The following is a 13,802-nucleotide window of genomic DNA, read 5'->3' on the forward strand; positions in this document are numbered from 1 at the left end:
GGAGGGGGGCGCAAATAACTGGCTAAGTAAGTTCATAAGTATAGATCCCAATAATCTAGGCCATGCTGGCCTTGACTTCCTCCAAAGTTTCCATGGGAATATCCTGGGCATCCCCAGCAAAGTCATTGTCCGGGGTTAAGAACAGCATGCAGTGACATTCTTTGCGTTCCCGCATGGGCACACAGGGGCAATTCCAAAAGGTATTTTTCACTTCCGCTTCCTTGTCTTCGTAGTGGCGACAGGGGCAGAGGGGAGAACCCAATTCTTCCTTATGGCGAGCTAAACCCTCGATAACAACGGCGGTGACGGAAAGATCACTACAGAAATAGGTATCCGTACGTTTAGCGTACTGCTCCGCAAAATTTTTCATTGCGGCCAGTGTTTTGTTGTTCTGGGTGTCACTGCTGGTCATAGATTCTCAAGGGAATTAGATGGTCGGCACAAACGCCAATTTTGCCGTCGGTGTATTTATCTTGACACACTATTGGAGCAGGGCCAAAAACCCACGGAGCACCCCAATTGTTACCCCAGGCAATTCTAAATGGGGCGTTAAACCCACGTCTTTAATTTCCACAAAAGCTTTAATGGCATTGGGGTTCAAAGCCGCCAAACGACGCCCGATCGCCGGGGGGGTAAATTGGGCGTATTCTCCCCAAAGAATGGCTGTGGCAATGGTTAAATCCGGCATAAATTGGGCCAGGTCAAAGCACAAATCTCCCCGCACAAAGGACAGGGCCGCATATTCTGCCCGCGGTTGGGTGGCCGATTCCAAATAGGCATCGATAATTTCTGGGTAAATACGCCGGGCTTGGGCAAATTGTCGTTGCTCTAAAAAATTAACAATGCCCGCAGTGTTGGCAATGCCGGTGGTGTAGATAAAGCGATCAAGTACGGGGACACTGACCAGTTGGGCAAAAAAGTTACTGCGATAATCTTCGCCAAAGTCCGATAGCCCCGTGGGGGTAGCCAGAATTAAGCTGGCAAATAACTCCGGATATTGCACCGCTGTCCGCACGGCGATCGCCGCCACCAAGGAAGAAGCAATCACCACCGGGGGCTGGGCACAGGTTTGTTGCAAAAATTCTTGAATGACTTGGATGTAATCCTGGGGAGTATAGTTTTTCACCGGATGGTCGGAGCGACCCCAACCCAGCAAATCCGGAGCTAGCACTCGGTAGTCAGCGGCGAAGGCCGGATAAACTTTTGACCATTCGTAGGCGGAAGAACCACCCCCAAAGCCATGGAGAAAAACCAATGTTTGGCGATCGCCAAGGGACTCCCCCGCTTTCACCCAGGGTGCCTCCGTTGCTTCGTAATAAACAATGGTTCCCAGGGAAGTAACTAGGGAGTTGCGGGTAAAGCCAAGGGGTTCAATCATGCTGTCTCCTGATGGTTAGGGCATTGACCAAAGCGGCTGGTCTTCTCCAGTATGGTTTAGTTTTTCGGCCCATGGCTGGGTTTTTCCTCTGGGTACGGGGCACGGTTTTGCTTTTTGCTACCCAGTAACCGTTGCCCCCAACGGGGGTACAAACTTAAGTAAATAAGCAAATTTCCCCACAATAACGCCCCCAGCAGCAGATAGGTTTTTAACCAAAAATTCCCCTGGAAATCCTCCATAATACCCACACTGGCCAAACTAAAAGCCAGGGTCAGGGCCACCAAAAGTAGCCGTTTGGAAATTTTCACTTGACGTCTTCGAGATGGTTGCTTACCCACAGATTTTGCCCTTAATGGAAATTAGCTGCCGATGAACTCGAACCGGGGGTTGCCCCTAGAATGGGTAAAAGTGGCCAGGGAAGCCATGGCGTTTATTGTTTGTAACCATGCCCCACCGGGGGACTGGGGTAGCCAGCTTATGCCGTGACGGGTTTTTGCTAACCTGGTTGTAAATCAATTGCCCTTTTAATTTATGGTTCGTCGTCGTTCGGTTCCTTGGATTCATCGCTATTCCCGTTTCATTATGGGGGCGATCGCCGTGCTGGGGATCTTGATCACCTCCTACCTGGCCTATGTTTCCTTCAGCGGAGGAGAAGCCCTTTGCCCCGTTGACCCGGAAAGTGGTAGTTCCAGTTGCGACCTAGTGTTGCAGAGTGTCTACGCCAAAGTGTTTGGCATTCCCCTGAGCGTTTTTGGCCTGGGGGCCTACATTGCCATGGCCATTGCGGCCCTGGTGCCTTTTTTAGTGAGCGAGGAGAGCAACAAAAAACAGCGCAACTCCCTAGAAGACCTCACCGGCAAATTCCTCTTGGTGGGGGGCACTTCCATGGCAGTGTTCAGTGGCTACTTGATGTACATTTCCTTTTTCCGGCTCCAGGAGGCTTGCTGGTACTGCCTAACTTCTGCTATTTGTTCTTTACTGTTGTTCATTTTGGCGATCGTTGGTCGGGAGTGGGAAGAAGTGAGTCAAGTATTTTTTACCACCATTGTGGTGGCCATGGTAACCATTGTCGGCACCTTGGGGCTTTATGCCACCGCTGAAGGGCCTAGGGCCGGGGCCGATGGGACCATTCCCATTCCCGCCATTGTTGGTCAACCCAAACCCCCCAGTGGTTGGCCCATTACCACCCAATCGGGCCCAGCGGAGATTGAATTGGCGGAATACCTCACCGCCCAAGGGGTGCTTAACTATGGAGCCTTCTGGTGTCCCCATTGCTACGACCAAAAACTTCTTTTTGGGAAAGAAGCATTTGAAAAAATCACCTACATTGAGTGCGACCCGGCCGGCAAAAATCCCCAGACCCAAGTCTGTGTGGATGCGAGCATTCAATCCTTCCCCACTTGGGGCATTGATGGAGAACTCAACCCCGGGGTCAAAACCCTCCGGGAACTGGCAGAGCTCACTGGCTATGAAGGCAATATGGATTTTAAATATGGTCTGAGAAATTAGATCTACCACAGGGTTAATCTGGGGACTGACCAAAGTGCCCCATATTCTTCCAGTGGATAACATCAAAATTTCTTTTAAAAAACCCTCAAGCCGGAGATGGCCTGGGGGGATTTTTCTTAATAGTGTTGTAGGTTGATTGCAATCGATTAGTAGTAGTTACCCACTTTGCGGTGGTGTACGGCGGTTAACCCTTCCGCTTTGGCTACCCGGCCATTGGTCACTTGGCTGTAAACAATCCAATGGTCACTACATTCCATGCGACTGGCCACTTCACATTCCAGGTAGGCCAAGGCATCGGTCAAAATCGGAGAGCCATTGGCGGCGGTTTGGGTTTTGACACCGGCAAAACGATCTGCCCCAGGGGGAAAACGCTTGAGGAAGTGTTTCATCAGGGATTGATAATTACCTTCTTCCAAAATATTCAACACAAAGCGATCGCCAACCTGCATGAGGGATTCAATGGCCCGGTCCTTGGCCACAGCAACGGTGAAACCAGGGGGACTAAAGCTGGCTTGGGAAACCCAGGACGCCAACATGGCCCCTTTGACTTCCCCTTTTTGGGCGGTGATGATATAAAGCCCGCCGCTGATGCGGCCGATCGCCTTTTCCAGGTCGCTGTCGAGGGATTTGAGTTGTTTAATTTTGGCCGCCTGGATCAAATTTTGGCCCAAATCCGTACCGGACTCATCACAGAGTTGATAGGTGCTTTCCCTGGGGGTGTCTTTGACTTTGATCACAGTGAAAGCTTCCCGCAAACCCAGGTCTAAAAATTTGGTGCGGAGGGGATCAATGGGTTCATCATCCCCACCATAGGATTCGTATAGGCCAAAGACTTGTTTCGGCTGCATGGCGGCCAACACTGCGCCGAAATTGGTACTAAGATCCCCGCTGGCCTGCAAGGGAGGCATTCCCAGAACCACCCCACTGGCATGGCCGACCAATTCTTGAATTTCCTGGGGATCGGCGGTGCTTAGGTCCACCATATCCACCCCCACTCCAGTTTTGGTAATGCCCTTGGCAATGGCCTGGGAAAGGCGATCGCCATAGCCGTAATCGGCCACATAGAAAACCACCACGGTTTTTTCCGCTTTGCTTTGGGATTCGCTCCAATGGCGGTAGCGATGTAATAATTCAGCGACGTTGTAACGCAGTAGGGGGCCGTGGCCGTTGGCAACGGTGCTAATGGTACCCAGGTTATCCATGCGCTTCATGGCTGCCAGCACAGAACGGGCGTTGGGGCCCATCAGACAATCGTAGTAAAACTGGTAATCCGGTGCGATTTTGTCCAAATCCGTGTCGAAAACCGCATCGGAGCAGTAGTGCATGCCAAACACGTCGCAGGTGAAGAGAATTTCCGTGGCGGGATCATAGGTGAGCATGGTGTCCGGCCAGTGGAGATTGGGGGCACTGACAAACTCCAAATTATGGCCCTGGCCCAAATCTAGGCGATCGCCACTTTTAACCTGGATGCGTTCAAAGGGTTGATGGACAAAGTTATCCAGAAATTGCAGCGCCACCTTGGTGGCCACCACCGTAATTTGGGGATTGAGTTGCAGAATATCTTTTACTAGTCCGCTGTGGTCTGGCTCCGTGTGGCTGACAATTAAATAATCAATTTCCTTGGGATCAATTAATCCCTGTAGCAAATCCAGGTATAAGCGGCGGAACTTCTCGTGGGAGCTATCCACCAGGGCCACCCGATCCGCTTGGATGAGATAGGAATTGTAGGTGGTGCCGTTTTGCAGGCCAAATTCAATATCAAATCGGTCCCGGTCCCAGTCCAAGGAACGGATAGCAGTAATATTTTTGGCGATCGCCTCGGTTTGGGTGGAAAGCCGTTTTTGGGTAGCTAGGGGGGTAGTGACCATGCCGTACTCCTAGGACTGGTAATGGAAAACTCTCTGTTCAGTGTATCCCAGGGGCCAGGGCGGGGGAAAGTTAACAAACATTGATATTTTTAAATCAAACCATCACAACTTCCGCCATTGTGGTTGCATGACAAATACTCTTCCAATTCCCCAATAACCTTTGAAAGTTAGGCCGTCCCCAAGTCTACTTTGGGGTTAACTAGGGTATCCCACGCTTTAGGTGTCCCCGTGGGGGATGGAATGATGTTACAGACGGTACATAATGCTTTCCCCATGGCTATCGGTGCCACAGGTGCGGAACAGGTTATACAAATCCCCCAGGTAACTGACTTCTTCCATTTGGGGCACAGAACTCTGCCAAGGTTTGGGGTTGCCGTAGGCATAAAAAGCTTCCACTCCGTCAATGCCATGGCGGGCCGCCGCTGGGATCAGTTGACTGGCGGGTTGACGGTACCGGGCCGGATGGGCCAACACCGCTAAACCGCCGGCATCATGGATAGCCTTGATTACCTTAGCCCCTTGGGCATAATATTTATCCGGGCGATCGCCAGTCAGGTAGGGGTCTAACACCGGTTGGGTCGGGTCAAAATCGTAGCCGAGGATGTGGACTTCGGTGCCGTCTAAATTGGCAGTAATCTCAATGCCAGTCCAGAGTTGGGGCCTGGGGCCTGGATAATGGCAATGTTCAGTGAGCCAGCGTTGGGCCCGGTAATAGCCCGCCACACAATGGTGATCTGTGATGGCCAAGCCCCGTAATTCTTGGTGTATGGCCTGTTCGATCAAGCCCTCTGGGGTCATCTGACCGTCGGAACATCGGGTGTGGAGATGAAAGTTATAAAACCGTGGACAACTGGTGGGGGTCAAGGACTGCCAAACAGTTGTAAGTTGGCGCTCCATCTGTTGAGACTGCGGAGAAATAAGGTCGTTAACCATGAATAAATGCCATCTTGACAACGGGCTGGTGCTGGATATAAATACATCCCACCCTTTCCCCACAATAACAAAACTTTACATAATTGGCTTTTACTCCTCGTCCCGTCCCCCAAGTAAAAAGTTCCTCAACCAGAACTCTCCCAATTCTTCTTTTTAAAGGCAGGCCAAAAAAATCACAGAGCCCAGGCTAGGTTACATTAGGTTGAGACTGGAAATTATTTTCTTCCAAAGCTCACTGGGGAATGGTTTAAGCATAACATCGGTAGAGTGAACCCCGTCCATTTTTCTCTCTGCTCAGAACCTCCGTTTTAAGGTTGGGTTTCTATGGAGTCGGCCACCATGTCTTTTCCCATCAGCAAGACCTACTTTTTGGCAGGGTTGCACTGTCCGAAACGTCTGTGGTTGTCTATCTGCCGTCCAGAAGATGCTTCCCCCATGTCCTTGGCCGCCGAACAAAGAATTAAACAAGGTAAGGCGATCGGGGTGGCGGCGCGGGAATCTTTTAAAAATGGCATATTGGTGGATGGAAGTCTGAAGTACTGCCTAGAAAAAAGTTGGGAATTGACAGTAGTGGTGGCAGGGCAAGGGGTGGAGTGTTTATTTGAGCCCGCTTTTTTGTATGACGATATTTTGGTGCGCTGTGACGTATTGCGACGCTTACCGTCGGGTAACTGGGAAATTATTGAGGTAAAATCCGCCACCAAGCTCAAGGACGAACACATAGCCGATTTAACCTTGCAACATTACGTGTTGGAGGGGTTGGGGTTAACGGTAGAGAAAACTAGCCTCATGGTGGTGAATCCCATGGCGCGTAATTGGAGTGTAGTGCAGGAACGGTTTTGCTATCAAGATGTGACGGCGGCGGTGGTACGTTGGCGCCAGCAGTTGCCCCAAAAACTGGCAGAATTCCGCAAATTGTTGACGGAACCGACCGCTCCCCAGGTCCCCATTGGCAGCCATTGTGATCGCCCTTACCGTTGTCCGTTTAAAGATCATTGTTGGCAGAATGTGCCCCCGATTTCAATTTTCGACATCCCCCTGTTGAAGCAAGATAAATTGCAAAGGTTGATGGCGTCTAATATCTGGGACTTGGAGGACATTCCGGCGGACTTTCCTTTGACCCAAAGGCAAAGAGCATTTATTGACCGGATGACGGAAGCAAAACCCCAAATAGACCACGATTTACTAAGGCGATTGCTGGGCCAGATCCCCCTTGATCAACCGTTGTATTTTTTTGATGTGGAAACCCACAGCAGTGCCATTCCCCGTTTTGCCGGTCTGCATCCCTACGAACGTTGCATTTTTCAGTACAGTTGCCACCGTCTCAATGTGGACGGTTCCCTGGAGCACTTTGAATATTTGCATACGGAAAATTCCGATCCCCGCCTCCCCCTGCTGATTTCCCTGATACATCACATTGGCGATCGGGGTTCAGTGGTGGTTTATAACCAATCCTTTGAAAAGGGCGTATTACAACAATTGGCGGCGGCCTACCCCAACTATGGGTCCAAAATTAATCAGATTATCGATCGCCTGTGGGATTTACAGGTGGTTTTTAAAAAAGCCTATTTCCATCCAGGTTTCCAGGGTTCCTATTCCCTCAAAAAAGTTCTGCCGGTCATGGTGCCCCAGCTTTGCCACGACGACTTGGCCATCAAGTCTGGCAATGAAGCTCCCCTGGTATGGGAAGCCCTCCTGGAATGTTCTCTGCCGGATAGAAGGGCGGAAATGGCCCAGCAACTGCGGGATTATTGTGGCCTAGACACCCTGGGGATGGTGAGAATTTATCAGGTTTTACAACAGGAGTTGAGGGTGAATTAGGAGGGATCAAAACGCCATGGATGGTCTAGTCGCTCTCCCCATCTTCTTTGCCCTGACTTTGGTGGTGGTCATCAAACAAGATCAGGGTTTCCGCCGCCTGCCGGGGAGAATCAGTGGTTTTCCTCGATGGGACTGGGATTATGGGAAGTATATTTTCCCCTTGTCCGGTCGGTAAACGTTCCTGGTGATAGGTTTCCTTGGCTTGGGCCTCCATCAACTCAGGCGATCGCCGTCGAGGAATTTTTAATTGAGAGGCTGGAGGAATTTGTAATTGAGGAACCGGTAGAACTAAGGCCGCTGGAGAAACATCTTCCTCAGTCGTACCGGCAATATTTTTCACAAAAAAGTTAATTGTTTCTTCCTTTAACCAACCCTTGAGCACCGCCACCGAACCGAAGCGTACCCCCAACCGTTGTTGTTCGCGCAAAATACGCTCAATCTGGTCTTCATCCAGCAGATGGGCCATTTTCAGGTAGTAACCAATGGGGCCCTGCACCGGTTGCCCCACCATTGCGGGCCAGAGGTCAACGAAAAAATCCGCCGTTTCCTGGGAAATCCAGCCATGGTGAGAAAGAATTTCCCCCAGCAACATCTCGAACTGCTTTTGTTCATACAAAGCCACTTCCAATTGCCCAGAGGTAATTAGTTTTGCTTCCTGGAGAATAATACCGATGGGCTTTTTGTTACTGACCATGGCGGATGGGGGAAGAGCGCATTTCAGAATCGGACAAAATAGACTCTGAATGAAAGAAAAAAGACTTAATTAGGCGTAATTGAGCTTTGATAATCTAACCACCACTAATTTTAGCTTTGTAGCCCTGCTTTAACAAATAAGCGAGAATTTTCTCCCGTTGATCGCCCTGGATTTCCAAACAATCTTCCTTCAAGGTGCCCCCACTACCACAAAAATTTTTCAGAGCCTTGAGTAGGGCTTGTCGCCCCGGGGTGGACAATTGCAAACCATTCACTACTGTCACTGTTTTTCCTTTTCGGCCAGAGCGAGTTGCTTGGATCCGGACATTCTGTTGTTGGGGAGGAAGGTCAATTTCCTCGTCCGATATGGGATCTGCCACCGGGCCAAATTCTTGGTAAACAATACGAGCTGGGGGTTTGGAGCTGGCCATAGGACTGGGAAAAAATACTGGGTAGCGCCAACGTTAACGAGCAGGAACCAATTGGGAAATTAGCGTCCGATCGCCTGGGTAAAATAGTACACTCACTACCAGAGTACCAGATTCAAAGCTGTCATTGGGAGAGTTTGTTTGTAAAGTTTTGATCTATTGCTTCAATTTCCGCATTAAAGTTCCAGTCAGACTGGGGGACAGGGGGTTTTATCAATATCCTTATCCTTTCCGAGTCATGGCTATTTTGAAATCTTCGCCTGATTGCAGAACACTGGCCCATGTCTAAAGAGGTTGGGGCGGTTGGGATGGGATAGTTAACCCGAGTTCTTCCCCCGGAAAATGCGCTCCCAACCATTACCGTTGTGCAACACTAGTAGCTCCAGAAATTTAGCCCAGTTTAAACTTAGTTTTCCTGACAACTTGCCGCAACATTTTGGTAAAACCGGTGGAGCATTTTAGTTTTGACGAGATTGCAAATAAACATCGGGCTTTTCTCGCTTGAGCAAAAACAGACTGAGGGTTAACCATATAAAGCCCACTCCGTAACCAGCGAGGATATCCGTTGCCCAATGAACCCGACAATACATACTGGCAATGCCAATGAAACCGACCCAAAGGGTTGCACCAAGATAAATGTGCCAACGGTATTGGGGAAAGTGAGCTACCAACAAAAAGGCCAGGTAGAAATAAAACACCACCCCCCCCGCCGCATGGCCACTGGGGAAACTGCGTCCATCCACATCCACTAAACGGGGTAAAGGGCGAGTCCGGTTAAAAAAGGGCTTCAACACTTGGTCAATGAGCAAAAGGATGCCCAGGGTGGCAAAAACTAGATATTTAATCTCGGACCAGTAGCGTTTCCAAGTTAAAAAACCTAGGGTGATGGCAATCATGGTGGCGGTTAGTTCCACCCCCGTACCTTTGTAAACCTTGATCCAAAAAGGGGCCATGGCTTCGGGAATTACCTTATGCAAAAAATCCAAAAAGGCAATGTCAAAGGCAATTTCCTTTAAATCGTTCACTTCCCTAAAATTGTGCCCCAGGGCAATCAACAATCCGACGATCGCCAAGCAGACAAAGAAAGGAACCCGACCGACAATGGTTAACCAGGGAGGCAAAGGAGTATGGGCCGACGACTTCATTGGGCAAGGTTTAAGAAATGACAATTTCTCAGCATAGGGCCATTTGTCGACCGACGGAGATCAACGGCGACGGTGTATGGGCTGGAACAATGATGATAGTTCCATCACCTTAGTTTGTAAGCTCGAACAGGGGTCCGCCCCCCGCTTTAGTTGATACTCCAATTCCAGCAACAGGGGCAGGGTTTTGAGTAATTGTCCGCCGGTAATACCCCGCAGTTCCTTGCGTAAAAAATACAAACGTTTAGGATTGCTGAGGTCGGCTTGGGCGGCGATCGCCTTATCATCTTTTTCCCCTGCTTCCAAGGCGAGTTTGATTAATGTCCAAGTGCGGAACTGGCCGGTGAGGGTAGCCAAAATCTTTAAAGCCGGTTCGTTATGGGTGAGTAATAAATCCGCCACCAATTGTAATGCCTGGGCCATTTCCCCATCTCGGATCGCCTGGGCCAATTGCAAGCTATTTTGGGTGCTGGTATTGACCAACTGTTCCACCTGGGACACCGTTAAAGGGCCAGGTTGGCTCTCGCTATAGAGTTTGAGCTTGCCCAACTCATTCCAAATCAACCTAGTGTCATTACCCAACGCTTCCGCCAAAAAACCTTCCGTTTCCGCCGCCAAGGGCAGTTGCAGATCCCGGGCGATCGCCTGGATTTGATGGATGAGAGCGTCCACATTCCAGGGGGAAATGAGGGCAAATTCCCGGATAGTGGCATTACCCTCCAAATATTTAGTCGATTTCAGGCGGCGATCGAGCTTTTTGCCGGAAGTGAACAGCAGATGGCAGTCGGCGGGGATGGCGGGCAAACTTTTTTGCAGCCTAGCCAGCAGAGCATCATCACAACTCTGTCCCAAGGTGGAATCCACCACCCACACTAGACGATCGCCATGGCCAAAGGGAGGGGTTAGGGCTTGTTCCAGTCCTCTTTGGGTGGCATCAGCCTGTTCCCCCGGAATTTTCTCAAAATTAAACGCTTCCCATTGGGGGTCTAAACAACGTTTTTGCAGTTGTTTAACCGCTTGGTGCAGGGTAAATTGGTCTTCGCCCCAATAAAAATAAACGGGCATGGCAATGCTGGGGGAATGGAAAGTAGGTTATTTTCCCTCATTGGACACTAATCGGGGTGTGGAACTAACTCTAGAAGTAGACTAAAAACCTACCTATTTAATTTCAATGCCTCCCACTTGCCCAAGGCCGCGGTTAGATTTGGTAAGTCTTGCCGGAGCTTTAGTGAAGGGATTTAGGCGGTAGATCCAGACTTTAATCACCTGATCACCTGTGCAAAATTTTTTAGCGACCCTTGAGGGCTTTTTGAAAATTTTTGCGGTAGGAAGGATTGACCAGGAGTAAACCAGGCCAAAGCAAAGCCAGGGAGATGCGGGTTGCCAAGCTACGGTTAAAGTTAGTGTGGCGATAGCCAGAAAGAAAACGCCAGACTCCACCGACGTAGACTACCAACAAAACAAACGAAACTAAATATCCCATAGTGCTTGAGGCGCCGAGAGTAGAAACAATGCCCAAGGGCAAATGCCGTCCTTATTCTAGCAAATTAACCACCAGGAACCGTCAGCCGACAAGGCGATCGCCTTTTTTCATAGTTTAAAACCGTTGTTAATTATCAATTTTTATCATGGATACTTTGGCACAACTTTTGTCGGAACTATTCTCGGTTTCCATCTGGTTCCTGAGCATTGGTTTGATTGTGGGAGGCATCACTGGCCTAATAATCGGAATTATTAAGCAACGGATAAAAATTGTTTTATTTCCAGCGATTTTAGGATCATTTTTAGGTACATTAACAATTGCTTTTGTGCCTCTTTTTTCCATACCAGGATTAGTAAATGGGGGCGCCTATGCCGGAGTTTTTGTCTTAGGGATGTTGATCGTCTTAGTTCCCATTGGCTCCATTACCGGTGGTATTGTAGGGGGACTCAGTAGTTTACAAATGTCTCCGACTCGACAAAGACGTATTTTTCGCATTGCCATTCCCCTTGGTTACCTATTCCTAATCATGGGAATCCTATTGCGGGTGGTGGTATTCAAGGCGGGCTGAAAGTCTGAAAGACCCAGCTTTACAAGCATTCCAGTTCATTGGCAATCGCCTTTGATTAGTTACTCTAGCAATCGAACTATGAAGAAAAGAAATAGCTATTATGGGAAATCGTTGAGCTCTGTCTAACAAAGTGATGGAAAAACAAATATTACTTATTTCCTGGTTAATGATTAGTCAAATTTGGGGTGGAGTAACTATGGTATCAGCCCAGTCCATTCCCCCAAGGTTCCAGGGTACATGGGTAGAAAATTTAAAAAACTGTGATGCGCCGATGGACGAAACCAAGCTGGTTTTATCAGACGGTCGGGTCGATTTCCACGAGTCGTGGGGAAAAATAATTGCCGTAACAGTGGATGATGAGCTAAATCTTCGTGTGACTGCTGAATTAGCCGGAGAGGGAGAAACTTGGAAAGATACCTTTCGTTTTCGCCTTTCCGAAAATCATCAAAAATTAACTAGCATTCACCAAGATGGCATCAGTTTTACCCGTCACCGATGCCCATAAATCACTCTATTTAACTATTTAAACGATTGGAGTTTCAGATTAGGGGGCTAACCAAGAAAAAGGAGCAAAGGGGATATTTCTGGCCACCCAGTAAGCCAAAATTGCCTGCAATATGAACCAGATTACCTTGGGGGGAATAAACCAAACCAATAAAGTCCGCCCAGTAATGGTTTTTAGACCATAGGCAACGTAGGAGTAGATCATAAAGGGGAAGGAGATAATCATTAAAGGATTTAGCCCAAAAGCTCCCACTAAATTGCCATGGAGCAGTTGATGCAATGCCCGCAAAGTACCGCAACCGGGACAGTAAAGCCCAGTTAAACTACGAAAGGGACTGGGGGGAAATAACTTCGATGAAGCGGGATCAAAGAGGAAAAGGAGAGTGCCAGCAACGACAATGGTCAGGGTTACCAAAATGAATCCTAAATACTCCTTAGCCTTAGGGGATAGTAATGGAGAGGGGGAATGATTTTTCAAGCTAAACATAGTATTCGTTGATGAATAGTGAACAACAGCAAAGTCAAAAAGTCTAACTTTAATTACTGACCAAAAATGGCGGCAAGCACAGCAAGAACAATATAGATAACGACAAAAATGATGCCGGCACCAAAGGACCACCAACAAAACTTTTTCGCTTCATTGGAAGCCCGCACAGCGCCTTCATAGTCCCCTGAAGCTAAACGGGAATTAACTTCCGATGCTTTGATAATGGCCACAATGCCCAAGGGTAGGCAACAAAATAGGGTGACCAGAATGGATTGTGCCAAATAATTTGGTACATTTTGATTTGTCATATAACAAACTCATCTTTCATTAGACTGGAATATACCAGTCAGGATAGACAGAAATTAGCTTAATGGTTCATTTTGTTGCGTTTTCTTCACAATTTACCGAGATTGGTAGGCTGTGATTAGTTTCACCAATTTTTGTAGGGATGCTTGGCTAGATTTACGTTGTAATAACGGGCATCATTGGTCACTTCTTCGCCAATCCAGGGAGGTAAACTTATTTGTTCATCGGCGTCGGTTAATTCCACTTCCGCCAAAATTAGGCCCTCGTTATCCCCCAAAAATTCGTCCACTTCCCAGGTTTTACCTTGATAATCGAGGCAATAACGATATTTTTCAATCAAGGGCGGTGAGCAAAGCTCCGTCAAAATTTGATTGGCATCCACGGCCGGAATTTCATACTCAAATTCCAAACGGGTCATGCCGGTATTTTTCCCTTTAATAGTGAGATAGGCTTGATCGCCAATGGTACGAATTCGGACAGTGGTTAGATCCTGGGTGGCAATGTAACCCTGACGGTATAAATAACCCTGGGCCAGACTCCGCCAACGGTCATCTTTAACGAGAAATTTACGTTCAATTTCGACGGCCATAACCTCCCCCTCCCGGTGTTTTAATTATTAGGCGATCGCCAGGGACCACATCCACCTGGGCACAACCATCTAACCGTAACTCATCCCCAGAAT

Annotated in this window: 17 protein-coding genes; 4 read left to right on the forward strand and 13 right to left on the reverse strand. The window is 48.6% G+C overall.

The window, feature by feature from the left end; genetic code table 11:
• Nucleotides 1–55: 55 nt before the first annotated feature.
• From IQ219_RS08605 to IQ219_RS20075, 3 genes are all read right to left on the reverse strand, one after another.
• On the reverse strand, nucleotides 56–412 hold the full coding sequence (locus tag IQ219_RS08605; protein ID WP_010873706.1) for a ferredoxin:thioredoxin reductase: 357 nt from the start codon (nucleotides 410–412) through the stop codon (nucleotides 56–58).
• A 69-nt stretch (nucleotides 413–481) separates the two neighbouring features.
• Complete coding sequence (locus IQ219_RS08610; protein WP_194019704.1) at nucleotides 482–1,378, reverse strand: alpha/beta fold hydrolase; 897 nt, start codon at nucleotides 1,376–1,378, stop codon at nucleotides 482–484.
• A 56-nt stretch (nucleotides 1,379–1,434) separates the two neighbouring features.
• Nucleotides 1,435–1,716, reverse strand: coding sequence for a hypothetical protein (locus IQ219_RS20075; protein WP_228016819.1), 282 nt, complete (start codon nucleotides 1,714–1,716; stop codon nucleotides 1,435–1,437).
• A 193-nt stretch (nucleotides 1,717–1,909) separates the two neighbouring features.
• On the opposite strand from IQ219_RS20075, the gene IQ219_RS08620 reads away from it, so the two are divergent.
• Complete coding sequence (locus tag IQ219_RS08620; protein ID WP_194019703.1) at nucleotides 1,910–2,887, forward strand: vitamin K epoxide reductase family protein; 978 nt, start codon at nucleotides 1,910–1,912, stop codon at nucleotides 2,885–2,887.
• Nucleotides 2,888–3,033: 146 nt separating this feature from the next.
• Here the strand turns inward: IQ219_RS08620 and IQ219_RS08625 are convergent, their stop codons facing one another.
• Together IQ219_RS08625 and IQ219_RS08630 are read right to left on the reverse strand one after the other, a co-directional pair.
• A complete protein-coding gene (locus IQ219_RS08625; RefSeq protein ID WP_194019702.1) occupies nucleotides 3,034–4,755 on the reverse strand; it encodes a diflavin flavoprotein in 1,722 nt (573 codons plus the stop codon).
• A 246-nt stretch (nucleotides 4,756–5,001) separates the two neighbouring features.
• On the reverse strand, nucleotides 5,002–5,751 hold the full coding sequence (locus tag IQ219_RS08630; RefSeq protein WP_194019701.1) for a PHP domain-containing protein: 750 nt from the start codon (nucleotides 5,749–5,751) through the stop codon (nucleotides 5,002–5,004).
• 276 nt (nucleotides 5,752–6,027) lie between these two features.
• Here IQ219_RS08630 and IQ219_RS08635 point away from each other — a divergent pair, with 276 nt between their 5' ends.
• Nucleotides 6,028–7,509: a DUF2779 domain-containing protein gene (locus IQ219_RS08635; RefSeq protein WP_228016823.1), complete on the forward strand. Its 1,482-nt coding sequence runs from the start codon at nucleotides 6,028–6,030 to the stop codon at nucleotides 7,507–7,509.
• Between the two features lie 25 nt (nucleotides 7,510–7,534).
• Here IQ219_RS08635 and IQ219_RS08640 read toward each other — a convergent pair whose 3' ends face one another.
• The 5 genes from IQ219_RS08640 to IQ219_RS08660 all read right to left on the reverse strand — a co-directional run bounded on the left by IQ219_RS08640 (nucleotide 7,535) and on the right by IQ219_RS08660 (nucleotide 11,255).
• Complete coding sequence (locus IQ219_RS08640; protein ID WP_190599283.1) at nucleotides 7,535–8,203, reverse strand: hypothetical protein; 669 nt, start codon at nucleotides 8,201–8,203, stop codon at nucleotides 7,535–7,537.
• 94 nt (nucleotides 8,204–8,297) lie between these two features.
• Complete coding sequence (locus tag IQ219_RS08645; RefSeq protein ID WP_190599284.1) at nucleotides 8,298–8,633, reverse strand: translation initiation factor; 336 nt, start codon at nucleotides 8,631–8,633, stop codon at nucleotides 8,298–8,300.
• Between the two features lie 455 nt (nucleotides 8,634–9,088).
• Nucleotides 9,089–9,775, reverse strand: coding sequence for a phosphatase PAP2 family protein (locus IQ219_RS08650; RefSeq protein ID WP_228016825.1), 687 nt, complete (start codon nucleotides 9,773–9,775; stop codon nucleotides 9,089–9,091).
• Between the two features lie 60 nt (nucleotides 9,776–9,835).
• Nucleotides 9,836–10,837, reverse strand: a complete 1,002-nt coding sequence (holA, locus tag IQ219_RS08655; RefSeq protein WP_194072344.1) for a DNA polymerase III subunit delta — start codon at nucleotides 10,835–10,837, stop codon at nucleotides 9,836–9,838.
• A gap of 223 nt (nucleotides 10,838–11,060) precedes the next feature.
• On the reverse strand, nucleotides 11,061–11,255 hold the full coding sequence (locus tag IQ219_RS08660) for a hypothetical protein (RefSeq protein ID WP_010873717.1): 195 nt from the start codon (nucleotides 11,253–11,255) through the stop codon (nucleotides 11,061–11,063).
• Nucleotides 11,256–11,400: 145 nt separating this feature from the next.
• On the opposite strand from IQ219_RS08660, the gene IQ219_RS08665 reads away from it, so the two are divergent.
• Together IQ219_RS08665 and IQ219_RS08670 are read left to right on the forward strand one after the other, a co-directional pair.
• Nucleotides 11,401–11,823: a hypothetical protein gene (locus tag IQ219_RS08665; RefSeq protein ID WP_194072345.1), complete on the forward strand. Its 423-nt coding sequence runs from the start codon at nucleotides 11,401–11,403 to the stop codon at nucleotides 11,821–11,823.
• Nucleotides 11,824–12,019: 196 nt separating this feature from the next.
• Nucleotides 12,020–12,328, forward strand: a complete 309-nt coding sequence (locus tag IQ219_RS08670; protein ID WP_228016828.1) for a hypothetical protein — start codon at nucleotides 12,020–12,022, stop codon at nucleotides 12,326–12,328.
• 39 nt (nucleotides 12,329–12,367) lie between these two features.
• Here IQ219_RS08670 and IQ219_RS08675 read toward each other — a convergent pair whose 3' ends face one another.
• The 3 genes from IQ219_RS08675 to IQ219_RS08685 form a co-directional block, all read right to left on the reverse strand.
• Nucleotides 12,368–12,814 carry a DUF2752 domain-containing protein gene (locus IQ219_RS08675; protein WP_194072346.1) on the reverse strand — a complete coding sequence of 149 codons (447 nt, stop codon included), beginning with the start codon at nucleotides 12,812–12,814 and terminating at the stop codon, nucleotides 12,368–12,370.
• A 53-nt stretch (nucleotides 12,815–12,867) separates the two neighbouring features.
• On the reverse strand, nucleotides 12,868–13,095 hold the full coding sequence (locus IQ219_RS08680; protein WP_255512814.1) for a CD225/dispanin family protein: 228 nt from the start codon (nucleotides 13,093–13,095) through the stop codon (nucleotides 12,868–12,870).
• Nucleotides 13,096–13,244: 149 nt separating this feature from the next.
• The gene (locus IQ219_RS08685; RefSeq protein WP_194072349.1) at nucleotides 13,245–13,709 is read right to left on the reverse strand and encodes a CYTH domain-containing protein; all 465 of its coding nucleotides are present in this window, start codon (nucleotides 13,707–13,709) and stop codon (nucleotides 13,245–13,247) included.
• Nucleotides 13,710–13,802: the final 93 nt, after the last annotated feature.

The sequence above is a fragment of the Synechocystis sp. LEGE 06083 genome (assembly GCF_015207725.1).
In the GTDB taxonomy this organism is placed as follows: domain Bacteria; phylum Cyanobacteriota; class Cyanobacteriia; order Cyanobacteriales; family Microcystaceae; genus Synechocystis; species Synechocystis salina.

What these genes read in the sequence shown, in the direction of transcription:
- IQ219_RS08605 (WP_010873706.1), bottom strand. Translation starts at nt 412, where the DNA reads ATGACCAGCAGTGACACCCAGAACAACAAAACACTGGCCGCAATGAAA.
- IQ219_RS08610 (WP_194019704.1), bottom strand. Translation starts at nt 1,378, where the DNA reads ATGATTGAACCCCTTGGCTTTACCCGCAACTCCCTAGTTACTTCCCTG.
- IQ219_RS08620 (WP_194019703.1), top strand. Translation starts at nt 1,910, where the DNA reads ATGGTTCGTCGTCGTTCGGTTCCTTGGATTCATCGCTATTCCCGTTTC.
- IQ219_RS08625 (WP_194019702.1), bottom strand. Translation starts at nt 4,755, where the DNA reads ATGGTCACTACCCCCCTAGCTACCCAAAAACGGCTTTCCACCCAAACC.
- IQ219_RS08635 (WP_228016823.1), top strand. Translation starts at nt 6,028, where the DNA reads ATGTCTTTTCCCATCAGCAAGACCTACTTTTTGGCAGGGTTGCACTGT.
- IQ219_RS08640 (WP_190599283.1), bottom strand. Translation starts at nt 8,203, where the DNA reads ATGGTCAGTAACAAAAAGCCCATCGGTATTATTCTCCAGGAAGCAAAA.
- IQ219_RS08645 (WP_190599284.1), bottom strand. Translation starts at nt 8,633, where the DNA reads ATGGCCAGCTCCAAACCCCCAGCTCGTATTGTTTACCAAGAATTTGGC.
- IQ219_RS08650 (WP_228016825.1), bottom strand. Translation starts at nt 9,775, where the DNA reads ATGAAGTCGTCGGCCCATACTCCTTTGCCTCCCTGGTTAACCATTGTC.
- holA (WP_194072344.1), bottom strand. Translation starts at nt 10,837, where the DNA reads ATGCCCGTTTATTTTTATTGGGGCGAAGACCAATTTACCCTGCACCAA.
- IQ219_RS08660 (WP_010873717.1), bottom strand. Translation starts at nt 11,255, where the DNA reads ATGGGATATTTAGTTTCGTTTGTTTTGTTGGTAGTCTACGTCGGTGGA.
- IQ219_RS08665 (WP_194072345.1), top strand. Translation starts at nt 11,401, where the DNA reads ATGGATACTTTGGCACAACTTTTGTCGGAACTATTCTCGGTTTCCATC.
- IQ219_RS08670 (WP_228016828.1), top strand. Translation starts at nt 12,020, where the DNA reads ATGGTATCAGCCCAGTCCATTCCCCCAAGGTTCCAGGGTACATGGGTA.
- IQ219_RS08675 (WP_194072346.1), bottom strand. Translation starts at nt 12,814, where the DNA reads ATGTTTAGCTTGAAAAATCATTCCCCCTCTCCATTACTATCCCCTAAG.
- IQ219_RS08685 (WP_194072349.1), bottom strand. Translation starts at nt 13,709, where the DNA reads ATGGCCGTCGAAATTGAACGTAAATTTCTCGTTAAAGATGACCGTTGG.